The organism is Haloarcula hispanica ATCC 33960 (assembly GCF_000223905.1).
Classification (GTDB): Archaea; Halobacteriota; Halobacteria; order Halobacteriales; family Haloarculaceae; genus Haloarcula; species Haloarcula hispanica.
The window spans coordinates 121,140-137,139 of the sequence record NC_015943.1 but is presented as its reverse complement, the minus strand read 5'-3'; the positions used below and the strand labels follow the sequence as shown (position 1 = coordinate 137,139).

Here is a 16,000-nt window from a genome sequence, read left to right as displayed (position 1 = left end):
AATGTACGTGGTGATGGTATACGATTTGGAAGCGGATCGAACGCAGAAAGCGCTCAAAATTGGTCGGCGATATCTGACTCACGTACAGAACTCAGTTCTTGAAGGCGAAATCTCCGAGGGTGACCTTTCTAACCTCAAGAATGAGATTGATGATTTGCTGAAACCAGGTGAATCGACAATTATCTACGAGCTGTCTTCTGATACACTGCTCAACCGGACAGTCTACGGCGACGATCCAACTGAGGATCAGCGGTTTCTATAGTCGGTTTCCGTCGACCCCCCGGGGGGAAGCACCTTATTGATGGTCGACGGAAGGTCTTTACTGTGACCCGCCGTTAGCAGCCTTATGGCCCGTATATCGGGCATGGTTTCAGACGAACCCTCGTGGGGTTGAAGCTTGCTTTCTGCCATCAGTCATCGCCTCCGATAACGTTGTTTCAGACGAACCCTCGTGGGGTTGAAGCGTCGAGAATCGCGTCTATATCCATCTGATCTGCCTGGTTTCAGACGAACCCTCGTGGGGTTGAAGCGAACGTCATTGCCGGCGGCCGGCGCGGACCTGCAGGGTTTCAGACGAACCCTCGTGGGGTTGAAGCACCTCGTTGTCGTGATCGGCGGTGGTTCCGCCGAGAGTTTCAGACGAACCCTCGTGGGGTTGAAGCCCTATCTCGTCACAGAACCACGAGAGCCAGATCGGAGTTTCAGACGAACCCTCGTGGGGTTGAAGCGCGAGTAACTCAATACCAATGGCAACAACGCTACTGTTTCAGACGAACCCTCGTGGGGTTGAAGCCTCGGCGGGAGCATGAACAAGACCGCCGCGCTCGTGTTTCAGACGAACCCTCGTGGGGTTGAAGCTACACTGGCGGTCTGGCAACGGAGGAGTAATGCCGGTTTCAGACGAACCCTCGTGGGGTTGAAGCGCCATCGGTGGCTTCGTCGCCGGGTTGCTCTACCCGTTTCAGACGAACCCTCGTGGGGTTGAAGCTGTGACGGCTGTGGTGAGGTGGCGATGGCGCAAGTTTCAGACGAACCCTCGTGGGGTTGAAGCCTCGCCGCACTGGCTGGTCGCCAGACCCATCACAGTTTCAGACGAACCCTCGTGGGGTTGAAGCAAGTACACGAATCTGAACGTTACGGACTGGTCGAGTTTCAGACGAACCCTCGTGGGGTTGAAGCTCGGCACACACAGTCTTACTTCGCGCTGGTCGATAGAGTTTCAGCCGAACTTTTGAAAGGCTGAAACTACGTCAGTGCTCCTGCCGTCCAAAGGTAGTGCTTTCTACGGTCCCGTATAAACCGCACCTCCTCATATACTCAACCGTCGCCGCAGAAAGTATATACAAAACTGGAATCTAAACTTGCATCGTGGTAGCATCCCAAGACCCGCAACGATTCAATTGGCGTTGGAGTTTGTCCTAAACACACGATTGGCTAGAGATCCACGCCTGGACAGATATCATCAACGGAACCGTGACCGACCGGGCGATAAAGAATGTCGCCCTCGTAGAGATACGCCTACAAGTCCTGTGGCATCACTGCTTTCAAGGATAATAATCTGTGAGTTCTTCGATGAGTGAATGTCTCTGGGTTCTGTGTAAGCCAGAGCAAAGAGCCATTCTGGCATTTATTAGTATATATTTATTATCCGTGATCTCCTCGTATCTCTTTGATTGGGTGTGGATCGATGAAGACACTGAAACATCATCACCGTGGGCAGATTGGTGGGCTATCGTATTATGGGCACTACTAGTCTACTTGTTTGGAGGCTTTGGCTCAAAATTTCTTTTCTTTTGAGTGAGCGAATCCCACTTTCAGTCGGCAAGCCCCTCTGAGATTCATTTGACGATTGGGAAGTAAGCATTAGGCGAACCGTCGGTGAAGACCGTGGGTGCTGCCGTCCGGGAGTCCGTGACTCCACCCGCGTCAGTAGCCCACCCTGGTGTTCGCTTCAGGCGACTTCGACCGTAATACTCCCACCCAGCTGGGTTGCCAGCTAGGGTTTTCTCAGAACCATGGTAATTCCCGACTGGCCGTGTATTCACGCAGGCGAAACCCGCCTGCCGTGGGACGGGGTCATCCTCGTCTCGTCCGCGATGTCTAGGTACATGAATGCGGATATTGACGTTTCGACCCCTCACTCTGGTCGGTGTCCCCGAAAATCACGGTTTCTTGCTATTGCCCAGCGTACGGGTGGGTAAGGTCTTAGGGAACTTCTCAGCCGACGGTGGAAGCGCCGGCGCTCGCGGGTAGTCGCGATGTCCCAGTCTTTGTTCAGACCATACCCTGATTCATTCGTCTTCTCCGTTATAGAATATAAATATCCTTCACTAGCCCGTACATCATCTACGACAGGGTGCCTATGGGGCTCAGTGTGTTTTGTGTTCCTCTGGCGGGTGAGAGGATGACTGACTTGACACTCGGCACGTTCGGAGACGGAGACAGCGCCGACGACGACCTCGATCCCGATGCTGCAAGCATCGCCCGATGCGCGACGACGTGTCGCGCTCCTGATCGTGACGACGGCAGTTGGGCGGCCCCAGACGAGGACTGGGGGCTGACAACGCAGCGGCCGGTGTCGTCGATCAACACGTCGGCTGGTCGAGCAATCAAACAGCAAACGCGGTGGGTCGTCGACGGGGACGTCGGAGACTACGTTGAACAGTACGCAACTGGCGACCTGTTGCAAATCCCAAGCACGTACGGCGACTTCAGTTCAGTCGACACCCAAGTCACATTCGTCGACGGGCTCGCTGACAGCTACGGTTACGGGATCGACGGCCAAGCACTCGAAAAGGCATTGCGAGTCCTCACTGGTGGTGGCCGATACACTGCATCGCAATATACCGCCATCCCGTGTGGGAAACAGCCGTGGATTCTGACGGGGCCAGAAGGGACGCTCCTGTGCAGTTGTATGCCCGTCGAACGGCCGGAGAACCCATACACAAGAGAGCTTCGGACGCCAGAGACAACCCTGCAGATCGAGGAACAGAACCAAACAGTCCGCACGGGAGCCGCTGAGTTTACCCACCTGCTATCCGACGCTCTCGGTGTCGATATCGAGAGCGTAGAGTACGCAACAGTACGCGGGCAAACCCAGCACTCGTTCGTCGGCCAGGAGGATGAGTTCACGATCAAAGCCAGTGACTTAGCACAACTGCATGGGTTGACGAATGACCCATCCGTCATCCAGGGGACAGTCAGCCGTGGAGTCCAGCCACCCAGTGGTGGCGACCCAATCTCGGTTGAGTGGGACGGGCCGGATCATCCGGTTGGATATCTCGACGAGGGAGACGTGATCGCCGGCTACGAGTTTACGTGGGAACAACCCGAAGAGTCGCTGGAAGACGTTGCAGTCGTTCGCGAGTACCGGATCACACGGAACTACTCGCGATGGACGTTCGACTACAATACTCATCGCCTGGCGTCGGTGGTCCCCTGACCGGCCGTTGTGAATACGGCGAACATATTCATGACGGCAGCAGTCAGCAGAAATCGGACAAGCAGGATTCGGTATAATACATTAGCTTCGCAAGGCTGATATTGAATCCATATCCGGCATACGTATGACGGATGAAGCCACGCTCCGTAACCTCCGTTCAATCCGCACAGCACTCGTCGCTATGGCGGTATCAATCCTCACAGCCGGACTCATCATCGCTGACGAAGATGGATTAGGATTTCCTCTATTTATTATCACACTACTCATCTGCGCCTATGCGTTTGTGTCCCCGTTCCTTCGCGGTCGATAAGCACGCTTCCAGAGCAGTTGTTTCACCTCCTCTGATGGATACAGAATCGTATTCACACCAAACGTGACATCGACGCCGCCACATTTTGTGTGCCCTCCGGCAAGTGGAGGGAAATCGAAATGTCACAGTCTACAGCGGCCAGCAGCACCGAAGCAGCAACCACCGACGCCGAAACGAGCGTGCCAGAGACGCCGGCGGACGGTGACGCAGAAATCGACACTGCGGACCTCCTGTCGCTCGATGCCCCACAGCACCTCCGGATCAGCGGCGAGGTCCAGTTGTTTGAGCGGATTTTCGCGGCGGCTGGCACGGTCACAGACAAGACACGGATAGGAATTACAGAGTCGGGAATCGCCATCCGGGCGGCTGACCTGCAGGGACACGCGATGGTCGACTTGCGTGTTTCTGGGAGTTCGTTCACCTCTTTCGATGCAGGGAGGGGGACGTTGGGGGTGGACGTCGGACGAGTTCGCGATGCACTCTCGGTCGGCGATGCAGGCGACCTTGCACAGTTCGTACTTGATGCAGCGAATAGCAAACTGGAAATCGATATCGACGGGATAACGCGCACTATTGATCTTGAGGCGGTTGAATCGCTCCGCTACCCTGTCGAGATGCCGGATATCAACATCCCGGCAACCGTCCATCTGAGTCCAGACGACATCTCGCTCGGTCTTGACGCAGCGGATATGCTCGCCGACCGGTTTGACCTCTCTGTTGACGCCGATGCCGGAGAAGTGCGGTTTGCCGCAGACGGCGACACTGACAGCATGACCTACCGGTGGGACGACACCGATCTCATCGCCTTCGAGCCTGCGGATGTCGAAGTGAAACTGGACGCATCGCTGGTCAAATCGGCGAATTCTGGCCTGCCAGACGGCACGAATCGGGTTCTCCATATCGGAGACTCAGTCCCGCTCGTGCTGAAATCGGAGTTCCCCGACGCCGATGGAGCGATGCAATTCGTTATCGCGCCGAAGCTCCCGAACTGACTCGGCTCCCCGTGGTTTTGCGGAAACGGTGGTGTGTCTTAACCAACACCGACCGCCATACTTCTCGACTGTTGGTTAGCGCTAATTTTGTGTCTCCCTGGCTGGGTGAGGGGATTTTCCTCTATGGACCAGACCGTTCCAGACTACGAACGCTTCGAGCGCGAACAGATCGCACAGGACCGTGACCGACGGCGTCTCGATACCGTCGAGATCGACGAGCCACGAGGGCGTGAGGTGGTCACCAGTCTGCTTGACGAGGGCGTCGTTGAGCCAATTCCAGAACACGAAGTCTTGCAGCACGTTCCGTCCGGACAGTGTTTCGACTCCGACGTGGCGCTGGTGTACTTCCACAAGGGGTGGGAGGCTAGAAGCGAGGAGTAGCCAACTCGAAGGCTAACCAACACAGTGCCCCACATTCTACTCGGTGTTGGTTAGCGTCAGGACCTCTTCTCTGATGCGGCGTATGGGCGCGTCCCGAGAGTTGATACCCCATCGGAATTTCCCCAAGCGTATGGACCGCACTGACTGGCCGACACCCGGCCCGAACGAGCCTGTCCCGGCATGGGACGAGTACCGACAGCTGCGCGAGGCTGTCCACGACTATCTGGATCACAAGCCAGAGGACCCAACGTGGGCGGACATTTGGAAAGCACTCGGCGCGATCATGGGCGAGTACCAGCGCGATGCGTTTGCCCAAGCCTTCGACCTCGATGCGCCTACCGAGACAGCCTGCATACGGCGTCTTATCACGGGCGACGACGAGTGCCCTCACTCGCCGCTTGACGCCGACAGCGACCCGAAGGGGCCGCCTCACAGCCCGCCAGCAGACGACCACTCGACACTCTGGCTTGACGATGGCGAGCCGGCGTTATACTCGATGCACGTCTATCCGGGGAATATCGAGCGATTGGATTCGCAAGAGCCGCCACACAATCTCTGGTTCGACGTCTTCGAGTTCGCTGCCGAGTGGGGACTAGAAGTCTCTGTCCTCCCGAAATCGTGGTACAACCTTGGCTCAGCTGTCCACGTCGTCTTCTATCCCCCGGAGCGGTACAGATAGCCAGCACACTCTGCTCTCGCTCAGTCAGCCAGTCGATTTTGTGACCCCCAGTGGAGGTGCGGGGGCGTGCCCGAGAGCGCGTCCCAGAGACAGATCAATGTCAACGATACAGTCAGAGACTCCAGAGCAGTCGTCCAGCCAGCAGACCACTTGCACCTTCGACGATTCGGACTCCCGGGACGAGGAGATGCGCGACCAACTCGATGCGTGGGTCGAGGATCTTGCCGACCTCACGAGCGAGGCCCAAGCTAGCGAGCAGTTCCAGCAGTGGCTCGATGTGCAGAGCAAGTTCCACGATTACTCGGCTCGGAACACGCTGTTGATCAAGCTCCAGTGTCCCGAAGCAACCCAAGTCGCCGGCTACAATACGTGGCAAGACGAGTTCGACCGCTACGTCCAGCAAGGCGAGGACGCGATCTGGATCTGGGCTCCGATCATCACGAAGAAGTGCCCCGAATGCGGCAATTCGCCGTCGTATCACGAGAACACTGATTGCGAGTACGATGAGACAGAGCCCGAACAATGGCGTCGAGGGCTGGTCGGGTTCCGGCCAACGTCGGTGTTCGATATCTCCCAGACAGAGGGTGAGCCGCTTCCCGAACTGGAGACAGAAGCACACGGCGACCCGGATGGACTTGTCGAGGACCTGTTGGACGCCACCGACGAGATCGGCGTCGACGCAAGAATCGTCGCTCCCGAAGAGTGGGAGCATGGGTCTGCACGGGGTGTCTGCGAGCGTCGGAACGTCATGACGACAAATCCGATGGTCGAAGCGGTCGACCGAGACAATCGGGCCGCCCTCGCGAGTACACTGATTCACGAGTTCGCCCATGCAGAGCTTCACTTCGATGTCGAGGATGAGGCGGAGCGGTCGAAACGCGAAGTCGAAGCCGAGGCAGTCGCCTACGTGGTCAGTCGTCACTTCGGGCTGGACCCCGACAACTCGGCGTTCTACCTCGCAGCGTGGGACGGCGACGCACCAGAGACGTTGCGGGACCGGCTGGACCGTATCTCGTCGACTGCGGCGGATCTGATCGACGCCGTCGAAGGTGCCAGCTGAGAGGGAGCGGTATCTTTCCAGACGTGCTTGAGAGGAGTGTTTTGTGACTCCCCTGGTGGGCGAGGGAGTCGAATATGCGTTCCACAGCAGCGTCAGGTGGCAGTCCTGTCGGACAGTTTTTGAGTGTCTTAGCTGACTTGCGTGACCAGATTGGAGGGCCGTACTACCTCGGAGATGCCAACGGGCGGTTGGAGTGGCCCGACCGAGGAGTGTACTTCTTTTTCTCGCCAGCAAGCGACCTCCGGGCAACGACAGCGGTCGACTGGCGACTCTCCCGAATCGGCACCGTCGGCGTCAGTACCGGTTCGTCGAACACGCTCTGGAATCGACTCAGGCAACATCGTGGGAATGTTCGCGGGAAGTACGCCGGCGGTGGCAACCATCGTGGTTCGATTTTTCGCTTGCACGTTGGACGGGCGCTGATCGAGAAGCACGGCTGGCACGACGAGTATCCTCACTGGGGCGAACCGAATCCCGACGCCGAGACGACTGCTGTTCGCGAGCAGGAACACGAACTTGAACAGCGCGTGTCGGAGTACATCCGGGATTTGCCGTTTCTGTGGGTTGACGTTCCGGGCGACCCCGGACCCGAGTGTGACAGAGCCGAGATTGAGTCACATACCATCGCGATGGTGTCGAGGTATCGTCGATCCGCAGGGCCATCGGACCTCGATTGGCTTGGATATCATTCACCGAAATCCGAGGTGTATCAGTCTGGACTGTGGAACGTGCGACACGTCTCCGACTCGTTCGATCCGTCGGTCGTGGACCAGTTGTCGGCGTATATCCCGTCAACGGAAGCGCTGGACCACCAGTCGCGGATCTGAGGGCAGGTTCCGCAGCGAGAACTCAGTACGCTCGGCTACGACTCCGTAGGCAATCCCAGTCAGTGGCGCAACCACGGGAACCCACGCAAACGGAGTCATGAACAGTTCTGTCGAGATGGAGTCCCAGACGGCAGCGTACATCAAAACAACGTAGACGGACGCAATGGCTGTTGACAGTCGCCATCGGACTCCCGCTACGAGCCCGGCCAGCGGGAGGCCGTAGAACGCTACATTACCCGCAATTGGGGACAGGAAGTAGGAGATACCAAACGCACAGAGATATCCCAGAAACATCGCTGTGCCTCCGATAGATGCGACGAATAGCCGTCGCCATCCAGCACGCCCGTCGGTGTCGTCCTGGACGGACTGCTCGTCGCCTCCCCCAGTCGTCGTGGTGACTGCAAGAGGGCTCCTCGACTGTGTCTCGACGTGGCTGGCTTCCAGCCGGGAGACACCACGAGACTGCCCGTTGCCCTCCGTTTCGCCCTCGACTTCCTCGGTGATCGGGACCTCGCTCTGCAATGCAAGCACTCTGTGGGAGTCCGTTTCGGGACTGCTTGCTGGCTCTTGTTTCGCTGACTCTGGCAGGTTCAGGCGTCCCGTCTGTGTGATGTCTTCTTCGCAGAACGAGCACACTGTCAGGAGGTTTGTGGTCTTGTTTGTCCCGCCGTTCTCGGCGGGGATTCGTCGCACGACTTCCAAATCCTCCGCAGGGAACCGCGTCCCGCAGTTGGTGCAAGTGTTGTTGTCCAACTGCTTCCGGAAGACGATCCGGTACGCCCAGTCTGGTGGGTAGTCGCCCCGGTAGCTGTCAGGGTCGTCGTACTGCGATTCGATACCTTCCTTCATTCTGCTCGACACTTCTTCCCGTCTCCGTATTTAAGCCGCCGGGTCGTTTTGTGCCGCGCCTGCCAGCTGGGCGCGCCGGTCGGTGCGCTCGGTGTTGTTCATGTCTTCTGAGGCTCGACACTCTTGGTCAGCGGCGGCTGTCGGCGATGCACAGCAGGCTGAGTACATCGGGTACCTTCACCGGGAACCGTTCGTAATCGATGCTTCCCGGCTTGGATTCGCCGTCGGCGTTCGCGAGGATTCTCGTATCAATCCAAACTGCGGAACGTCGACGTCCCGATTGAGATTCTGGATAATCATAAGCGTCGGGAGTACAAGAATACGCTTGCTACGCAGGGCTACGAGATTATAGCGTGGGATCGGCAGGTAGCGTCGCTTTTTCTAGGGATTAACCGGTTTCTGTCTTACCTTAGTGGCTCAACACCCGACGAAAGTAAAGGTGGACACTATAATGGGAAGAGTACGACTGCTGCGTGAGGGATTGTAAGAAGTGCTTGAATCGATGATTTTGAAGATACCACTGACTTCAGCATATCCATTGCTAACAATTGGATCAATAAACACTTTCATACGTCATTTATTAAGCTAATTTCGAGAATGTGCCCCAATTGAGGGCACGGTCTTGATGGGTTTAGACCTGAGATAGAGCCCTCTATTCTGACGACTACTGCTGATATATTAATCGACACGAGACCATATGGCCTCTTCAGCGTACTTTGGCACCTCGAATTCGATAGTAGCCGGCTGTGATACCCTAAGATGATCGAATTCTCGCCCTTTGTTAACTCGTCGGTCGGTCCACTCAATAAGACGGATATCATCAATTTCAGCCGTTCTACTTCCAAGCGAACCAGGTTCAAGTGCGAACAGTACATTGGCATGTGTTGCGCCGTCCGGCGGTGAGAGATCCTGGCTGAACCGCTGCCAATCTCCGGCGGTCGAGGGGAGGTCCCACACCTGCCGATCAATTTCAGATCCGCTCGTACCCTCGAACCAAGTTAGCTCACCAGTCAACCCATCATCGTTGGTACGATAGCCTGATGTCACAGTTACCGATCCGTCTACGGGAATTCGCCGGGAATTCGAAAGAACCGCACGCGATCGGTTCGCATCGACGCGACGAAGTTCGACACCACCGGAATCACCGAGGCCGTATCCCACGCTGACGGTCGGGTATGTCCGACCGTACCGCCATAGCGCCCCATCGTAGCCCTGAGAATCAACATTGATGCTCTCGAATCCACCGGTTAGTAGTAGGTCCCGTCCTAGACGAACCGATCCGGTAAGAACGTCACTAACCCATCCGACTTCGCGTCCGTACATCATGTTCTGTCCACTGAATTGCTCGGTCTTTTCCTGTGTCGACCCTGTCCCAGCCCCGAGCGCGAGTCCAGATCGCGTAACCGTCGTCATTTCTGATGACGACCCTAACGTTTGCCAAGTGATCTTTCGATTCGGTTTGCCAACGACTCCCTGTGGGACGAACCCATCAAGCAATAGTGGGTCTATATTCGCGCGAGCGACGCCATCAGCGGTGAGTGTTACGGTCAGTAGATACGAAGGGAACGTTTGCCAGATCTTCTGATCGAAAATGAAGTTGCCAAGCGACCATGCGACGAGGGCCCCTTCGATGCGTTCGATGCCTCCGATGACGTGGGGATGATGATTGACGATCAGATCGGCCCCGGCTACCGCTGCAGTTTCAGTGAGACGGCGGATTTCCTTCGTTGGGGAAGGCTGGTAGGATTCACCTCCATGAATCTGTACCACAACTACATCAGCGGCCGCCTCGCCGCGTTGGACGGCGTTTCGAAGTCGCTCGGCTGTAGCTCTGGCAACACCGGACCCAGCCGCTACAGTTCGCTGTTGCCCGTCGATAGTGATGCTTGTTGGTCGCTCCGTCGGCCCGTTCGCCGCCCAATCTACCTCATATTGGCGCCCATCGATTGTCGTACAGGACACGAATGCCACGTCGAGTTCGCCGGCCTGCTGAACGTGTGGTTCCCAAGCCGCTTCGGGCGTGGGGCCCGCACCGGAGTGACCGATGCCTGCGGCCTCAAGCGAATCAATCGTGTCCCTGAGTCCCGGACCCAGCGCGTCGAAGGCATGGTTATTACCAAGCGCTGTATAGTCAACACCGGCGGCCGAGAGTGCTTCGGCGGCGACTGGGTGTGAAGCGAATGCAAAGCGCTTTGTCGGATGGCGGAGCGACCGAGTGGTCAGTGGTGTTTCCAGATTTACTGACGTGAAATCTGCGGCAGCAAGTGCTGGCTTCACCGATGATAAGATAGCGTTGTGGTCCGCACGCCGATTCATTGGGTCTATCTGCACTCGTGGATTCAACGAATCCGTCGACTGAGTGTAAAATCGCCGTGCAAACATTGTATCCCCTCCGAAAGCGATGGTTGCCGATCCCGCGGCTTTCGATAGGACGAGGCGGTTTGAGGGACCTGGCGCGCAGGCTCTGACGCGCGAGCGATACGCAGACGCGCTGACTCGGATCCAAACAGGCCGACGCAATGCGAGAGAGAATTGCCCGTCCCCGTCGGTTCGGGTAGTAGCAAGTGTCGAGCCAGCAGCTCCGAGCGCGGTAACCCGTGCGCCAACAACTGGTGTACTATCAGTATCGACAACGCGACCGGTAATGGCATTACCCGTAGACTGTGGGCCGTCACCTGCTGGATCCGATGCTGGAAAGAGATCAGCGACTGAACTGCAACCTGCTAGTCCGAGAGTTCCAGCGAGGCTGGATATTTTAATAAAATCTCGTCGGGAAAAGTTATGCTCAGTCACCGTCGAAGTCCCTCCTACCTTGCTGTGTGATTGCCGCAGGTATCCGCCCGGTCGTCTGGTTTTCAATTTCGGCCTGCAGTTTCCGCATAGTGTCCGTAACAGTGTTCCCCATGAGGAACACGGGGTTACTGGCAGAGAATAATTCCTCCAGTAGCGTCGAAGGTGGCATTGTATCGTCGTGTTTCTGAACCGAGAAATCAGCCGTGTTTGCGAAGACATACTGGTCGTCTCCGAGCGTGTGTACCTGCTCGACATACCCATCAGTCACTAACGAGGCAAGGTATCGGCGGAATGAGGCGGTTCGGCCACGACGATCCGAGCGAAGGTTGACAAGCGGTTCAATAACTGTATCGGAGTTCCCGATGAGTGCGCGGCGGACGATCTCTGTGCTCTGAACATCATTGACAGCTGCAGCGTCATAGATTCGACCGTCGGGAAGAACCTGCCATTCAGGCATCATTGTGGAAAGCTTCCGGTCTACTTTGGAGGCTGGAAGCGGAGGCTCATCTAGTGCTTTGAGCACCTTATTTAGCCCAAATACCACTTCTGAACCAGGATACTCAACTGCCCAGTCTGGTGGATCAGCATATTTGACTGTCGCATTTCGTCGTTCAAGCTCTGCGGTCAGATATGACCGGAGCGCTGGATTTGACTCGCCAACAATCACCGTTGTCTTTTCAGAGACCGCTCGCGATAATGACCGTGCTATTGCTGTTCTGTTCCGTCCCATCGTGTCCATATGATCTTCTCTGACATTAATGAGGAATATCACGTCCGGCCTGACGAATGCTTCATTAACTAGTCGTGTCGTATATTGCCGAATTCCTTGGTTCTCAACAATGGCAATATCCGCACCAGTGGCCCGCCGGATTTCCCGCTCATTCTCGTATAGACGCACCTGCTCGCTTCTTGTTATTTTTCGCTTATTCCCGTTGTGCAGAGTAAAAGGTTCGTCTCCGGTAATCTTGGCGAACGTGTCGCTGCCACGTCGGTGGAACACATCATGGAGCCACCGCGTTGCAGAGGATTTTCCCCGGACGCCAGAGACGACAATACGGGTATCTATTGAGTCCAGCCGCTGTCGGTGAGCTGGACCAGCACTGATTGCGTTCATCGCACTTACCTTCGCTAAATCAAGAAGTTCTCCCGCAGTCTCAACACCTAGATCTGGTAGCCATTTCCGGCTCACTGTTGATCATCCACTCTCTCAGCAACACCTGTTGGAATCGCCGGGATAGTCTCGTTGGGGCGTATTCGCTCAAGATGGTATAGCTCATACAACGCTATAAGCCAAACGGCTGCTCCGATAGCTACGTGACTGCCTGAGACAGACACAAGCAATCCAGTCTGTGGCGGTATAACTAGAAACCTAGCCACTGCTGTGACGAGAATAAGGACACTGCCAGTTACAGATACAGTCGCCCGTCGTTCTGCCGGCGGGACGACGTGCAAATTATAGCCTGTAACACCGCCTAGGATTCCCGTAAAAAATGGCAGTAGTCCAGTCCGCGCGGGAATCACTGTCGTGGCCGAAATGCTCACTAGCAATCCCATGATGACTCCAAGTCCCAGTAACACCCTGCCATACAGTAAGGTCCACCAATGGACAATCGCCACGGCAACGTAGGCAAGAACGGCTGTCCCAACCCATAGAGAAAGCATCCAGCCGTTTCGGAACGCGATAATAACAATGAGTGGGACTACGATGACGCCCCCGACACGGAGTCCATACCGTGATCTGATCCCCTCTGAAAAGAGGATGCCCAGTCCAAGTAGTCCAACTGTCAGTAGATCCGACATTACTATTGGAACCACTTCGGTGTTGACAACCAGTCCGAACGCATTAGCGATATCTGAGTTGGGACTGAGTAATACTGGGGGCAGTGCTCCCGCAATCGGAGACAGTCCAACGAAAATAACTAGCGCAATCCCGGCGACACTCAAAAACAATACAATAGCTAGACTCCAGACCATGTCTAATACCCGCTTGTCACCATCTATACGGTGGTAGTTGTACGCTGCGATGCCCGGGAGAACACTCCCAATGAATCCGATTTGTGAGAGGCCGACTCCAATTCCAACAGCGTTTGACAGGATTTTAAATACTAGGACCGGTACAATAGCCCCGATTATCACACTGAGGACAAACAACGGGCGTCCGTAAACAAGCAATCTATTTTTCACAATACGGAGCGAAAAGTATGCTGCAGCGACACTAGCGATAAACACCGGAAGCGTTGCGAAACTCTGGAGAAAATACACCGAAACTAGCGGCACAACGATGACACCACCTAGACGAAGGCCAGCAAGCTGAGCGGCACCAATACCAAGTATTAAACCAACCAACATCATCGCGGTAGCGATTAACATACTAATTCTCTGCCGCTCCACATTCAATGGAGATTCAATCCAGTGTATACACTATTTTTGTCGATAGAAATAAACGGGTTTCGGATTGGCGGCTGTGCGATTAAGACGGATTGTCTGAAAATAGAAATTAATTAACCCAGACTCACTCGATCACATTGGGTTAGAGTAAGCGTCTGCTTGGAGAGGATGTGCAGTCTGGCGGCGCGCCGCCTCTTACAGTGGTCGTTCACGGAATTCTGCGAAATGACGCTTCGCGCAGCTTGGACAGCACTTGGTGTCCGCAAGTCTGTTCCAGCGAATCAACCACTTGACGACCGGTTCTTCCGGTAGCTGTCCATCGGGCCGGACAGCGATCGTCAGTGGTGACACTGTCGCGTCGGCGGCAGTCCGCCGCCGACAGCGACGGTCCATCCCGAAAATCATGCTCACCAGCGGTTCGAAGATGCTCCACAGCTAGTTCGGTTTGGTCCACCGTCATCAAACGGGGTTACGCGGCTGTCGATGTGATCGACTGAGACTTGCTTTTCATGATTTGACAGGCCGGTTTATCCGAATGCAGAACTAACTCTTTAGGTCGGTAATCAAGCCAATCCCAACTAACCCGGACTATCAAATCCTGATTTTGTGACTCCCTGTAAGGCGAGGGAGACAGATGACTACTGCACAGACTGAGCGAACTCGTGGCCGCTTCGTACTCATCGGATGCGGCGACGCGAAAACCGACGATCCAGCTGAAGCTCGGGACCTCTACACTTCGTCGTACTTTGCGGTCAAGCGATCATATGCTGAGGCAGCTGTCCAGTGGGCTCGAACCGCTGACCGGCAAGCGAACACCTGGGCGGTTCTCTCTGCAGAACACGGGATCTTGATGCCTCGGCAGACGGTCGCCCCGTACGATACGACCATCGAGGACCTGCGCGGCGACCCCATCGAGGGAGAAGCCAATTATTGGCTGCCGTCAGGGGAACAGGTCGAAACCCGCCTTGACCGCTGGGCGCTCCGTGTCCACTCGTCTCTTGGTGATTGGCTCCGGCAACCATACGCTGCCGAGCAACAGGAGTCACCCTGTCGGGAGTTGGTCGTTCTGGCCGGCAGCGACTACGTCGACGCGCTGCGTGAGCGCGACATCTTCGACGGCCGACCAACTGCGATTCGGGCTGGGCGAGAGACGTACACTTCCCTTCCGCCGAAAGCGACAGTCCGCTTCCCCTTCCAGGAGCGTGACTTCGACGGGATGTTCGACCAGATGGACTGGCTTTCAGACCGCGTCGAAGAACTCTCGTCAGCAGCGGCTCCAGCCCGACGATCAGAACTCTCGGCCTTTGACGGGGGCTTCGAGCGTGACTCTGCTACGTGGCAAACAGGCCACAGTGGCGTCGACGTCGAGGGGACTGAGCAGGCAGGGCTGGATGCATTCGAGAACGTCCCCGAACGGTTCCTTGCCACGAGACAAACGAGTCTTGCGACCGACGGCGGGGAAGGAGAACAGGGTGGATAGCACGCAAACCCACGATACCGACTGTGTTAACCAACACTCATCGCGTCTGTTGGTTACACGCTATGTCGGGCGATTTTCTGTTCCTCTGTCGGGTGAGAGGATGACGGAAACTGATCCGACTCAGACGCAGGACGGACAGCCAGACCAGCAAGCCGGCTTCGACTTCAGCAAGCCCGGACAGGAGCACGAGATCGAAGTGTCGTATTCGTGGGGGTATGTCGACACCATCTACATGGATGACGACGGTGAACTCGTCCGCTCACAGGATACCGACGGTTACTACCGCAACGACGAATCGTTCGAGTGTACCTGCGGGGAGACATTCGGTTGCGAGAGCAAAGCAAAATCACATATCCGAAGCGAGGGGTTCCGAGGCCCGCCGGTGCCGGTAGACGGCCATCCAGAAGCATTGCGCTGGGACAACGAGCCGATGACCGACTTCGGGGGGAATGTGGAATTCATTCCAGACGTAACGAACACCGCCGCGAAAGTTGTCGACGGGGCTGACTACCTGATCGCAACGGCCCGGACAACACTGACGCCACCAGCGGACCACGAGTTCGACAGCTGGGACCCACTCCAATCCGGCCGCCTGTCGAACCACAACGGCGACTCACTGTTCTCGGCGCGGATCTTGTCGAAGGCTATCGCGACGCTTTCGACCGGACATCAGTACGTTCCGGACCGCTACACCATCTATTTCCGAGGGCACACAGCACTGTACTTGGAGGGGCCGAGGGGCGGCATCATCATTGCTGAACGACTCCCCGGCCTCGACTGAGACGGCGGTTTTCTGTTC

The 16,000-nt window shown here is 56.3% G+C and carries 13 protein-coding genes, 3 pseudogenes and 1 CRISPR repeat array; of the genes and pseudogenes, 11 read left to right on the top strand and 5 right to left on the bottom strand.

Annotated elements, in window-relative coordinates:
* The first annotated feature begins 1 nt into the window (after position 1).
* From cas2 to HAH_RS15830, 7 genes are all read left to right on the top strand, one after another.
* Positions 2–262: a CRISPR-associated endonuclease Cas2 gene (gene cas2 / locus HAH_RS15860; RefSeq protein WP_014030712.1), complete on the top strand. Its 261-nt coding sequence runs from the start codon at positions 2–4 to the stop codon at positions 260–262.
* A gap of 105 nt (positions 263–367) precedes the next feature.
* A CRISPR array of direct repeats spans positions 368–1,179; the repeat unit is 30 nt; unit sequence GTTTCAGACGAACCCTCGTGGGGTTGAAGC.
* A gap of 1,225 nt (positions 1,180–2,404) precedes the next feature.
* Positions 2,405–3,442, top strand: coding sequence for a hypothetical protein (locus HAH_RS15855; protein WP_023842968.1), 1,038 nt, complete (start codon positions 2,405–2,407; stop codon positions 3,440–3,442).
* 429 nt (positions 3,443–3,871) lie between these two features.
* Entirely contained in the window at positions 3,872–4,744 is an 873-nt protein-coding gene (locus HAH_RS15850) for a beta clamp domain-containing protein (RefSeq protein ID WP_014030709.1), read from the top strand.
* A 123-nt stretch (positions 4,745–4,867) separates the two neighbouring features.
* Positions 4,868–5,125 (top strand): hypothetical protein, encoded by a 258-nt coding sequence (locus HAH_RS15845; RefSeq protein ID WP_014030708.1) that lies wholly within the window; start codon positions 4,868–4,870, stop codon positions 5,123–5,125.
* Positions 5,126–5,255: 130 nt separating this feature from the next.
* Complete coding sequence (locus HAH_RS15840) at positions 5,256–5,804, top strand: hypothetical protein (protein ID WP_014030707.1); 549 nt, start codon at positions 5,256–5,258, stop codon at positions 5,802–5,804.
* Positions 5,805–5,901: 97 nt separating this feature from the next.
* Complete coding sequence (locus HAH_RS15835) at positions 5,902–6,864, top strand: ArdC-like ssDNA-binding domain-containing protein (RefSeq protein ID WP_014030706.1); 963 nt, start codon at positions 5,902–5,904, stop codon at positions 6,862–6,864.
* A 74-nt stretch (positions 6,865–6,938) separates the two neighbouring features.
* Positions 6,939–7,691 carry a hypothetical protein gene (locus HAH_RS15830; protein WP_014030705.1) on the top strand — a complete coding sequence of 251 codons (753 nt, stop codon included), beginning with the start codon at positions 6,939–6,941 and terminating at the stop codon, positions 7,689–7,691.
* On the opposite strand, the gene HAH_RS15825 is transcribed toward HAH_RS15830, so the two are convergent.
* Positions 7,656–8,540, bottom strand: coding sequence for an HNH endonuclease (locus HAH_RS15825; RefSeq protein ID WP_014030704.1), 885 nt, complete (start codon positions 8,538–8,540; stop codon positions 7,656–7,658). The genes HAH_RS15830 and HAH_RS15825 overlap by 36 nt on opposite strands.
* Positions 8,541–8,640: 100 nt before the next feature.
* Here HAH_RS15825 and HAH_RS20415 point away from each other — a divergent pair.
* Positions 8,641–8,846, top strand: a pseudogene (locus HAH_RS20415) (DUF6610 family protein); the annotation flags it as partial.
* Positions 8,847–9,218: 372 nt separating this feature from the next.
* On the opposite strand, the gene HAH_RS19280 reads toward HAH_RS20415, so the two are convergent.
* The 4 genes and pseudogenes from HAH_RS19280 to HAH_RS15810 all read right to left on the bottom strand — a co-directional run bounded on the left by HAH_RS19280 (position 9,219) and on the right by HAH_RS15810 (position 13,703).
* The gene (locus HAH_RS19280) at positions 9,219–10,922 is read right to left on the bottom strand and encodes a CapA family protein (RefSeq protein WP_233425868.1); all 1,704 of its coding nucleotides are present in this window, start codon (positions 10,920–10,922) and stop codon (positions 9,219–9,221) included.
* Between the two features lie 141 nt (positions 10,923–11,063).
* A pseudogene (locus tag HAH_RS20500) lies at positions 11,064–11,333 on the bottom strand (carboxypeptidase-like regulatory domain-containing protein); the annotation flags it as partial.
* Entirely contained in the window at positions 11,326–12,522 is a 1,197-nt protein-coding gene (locus HAH_RS15815) for a Mur ligase family protein (protein WP_014030702.1), read from the bottom strand. The gene HAH_RS15815 and the pseudogene HAH_RS20500, both read right to left, overlap by 8 nt.
* Entirely contained in the window at positions 12,519–13,703 is a 1,185-nt protein-coding gene (locus tag HAH_RS15810) for a poly-gamma-glutamate biosynthesis protein PgsC/CapC (RefSeq protein WP_014030701.1), read from the bottom strand. Before HAH_RS15810 ends, HAH_RS15815 begins: the two co-directional genes overlap by 4 nt.
* 204 nt (positions 13,704–13,907) lie before the next feature.
* Here HAH_RS15810 and HAH_RS19595 point away from each other — a divergent pair.
* The 3 genes and pseudogenes from HAH_RS19595 to HAH_RS15800 all read left to right on the top strand — a co-directional run.
* Positions 13,908–14,033 (top strand): annotated as a pseudogene (locus HAH_RS19595) (ISH3 family transposase); the annotation flags it as partial.
* A gap of 322 nt (positions 14,034–14,355) precedes the next feature.
* Positions 14,356–15,201: a DUF6884 domain-containing protein gene (locus tag HAH_RS15805; protein ID WP_014030699.1), complete on the top strand. Its 846-nt coding sequence runs from the start codon at positions 14,356–14,358 to the stop codon at positions 15,199–15,201.
* A gap of 100 nt (positions 15,202–15,301) precedes the next feature.
* A complete protein-coding gene (locus tag HAH_RS15800) occupies positions 15,302–15,982 on the top strand; it encodes a hypothetical protein (RefSeq protein WP_014030698.1) in 681 nt (226 codons plus the stop codon).
* Positions 15,983–16,000: the final 18 nt, after the last annotated feature.

Excerpts from the sequence above, each read along its gene's own strand:
- cas2 (WP_014030712.1), top strand. The coding sequence starts at position 2 with ATGTACGTGGTGATGGTATACGATTTGGAAGCGGATCGAACGCAGAAA.
- HAH_RS15855 (WP_023842968.1), top strand. The coding sequence starts at position 2,405 with ATGACTGACTTGACACTCGGCACGTTCGGAGACGGAGACAGCGCCGAC.
- HAH_RS15850 (WP_014030709.1), top strand. The coding sequence starts at position 3,872 with ATGTCACAGTCTACAGCGGCCAGCAGCACCGAAGCAGCAACCACCGAC.
- HAH_RS15845 (WP_014030708.1), top strand. The coding sequence starts at position 4,868 with ATGGACCAGACCGTTCCAGACTACGAACGCTTCGAGCGCGAACAGATC.
- HAH_RS15840 (WP_014030707.1), top strand. The coding sequence starts at position 5,256 with ATGGACCGCACTGACTGGCCGACACCCGGCCCGAACGAGCCTGTCCCG.
- HAH_RS15835 (WP_014030706.1), top strand. The coding sequence starts at position 5,902 with ATGTCAACGATACAGTCAGAGACTCCAGAGCAGTCGTCCAGCCAGCAG.
- HAH_RS15830 (WP_014030705.1), top strand. The coding sequence starts at position 6,939 with ATGCGTTCCACAGCAGCGTCAGGTGGCAGTCCTGTCGGACAGTTTTTG.
- HAH_RS15825 (WP_014030704.1), bottom strand. The coding sequence starts at position 8,540 with ATGAAGGAAGGTATCGAATCGCAGTACGACGACCCTGACAGCTACCGG.
- HAH_RS19280 (WP_233425868.1), bottom strand. The coding sequence starts at position 10,922 with ATGTTTGCACGGCGATTTTACACTCAGTCGACGGATTCGTTGAATCCA.
- HAH_RS15810 (WP_014030701.1), bottom strand. The coding sequence starts at position 13,703 with ATGTTAATCGCTACCGCGATGATGTTGGTTGGTTTAATACTTGGTATT.
- HAH_RS15805 (WP_014030699.1), top strand. The coding sequence starts at position 14,356 with ATGACTACTGCACAGACTGAGCGAACTCGTGGCCGCTTCGTACTCATC.
- HAH_RS15800 (WP_014030698.1), top strand. The coding sequence starts at position 15,302 with ATGACGGAAACTGATCCGACTCAGACGCAGGACGGACAGCCAGACCAG.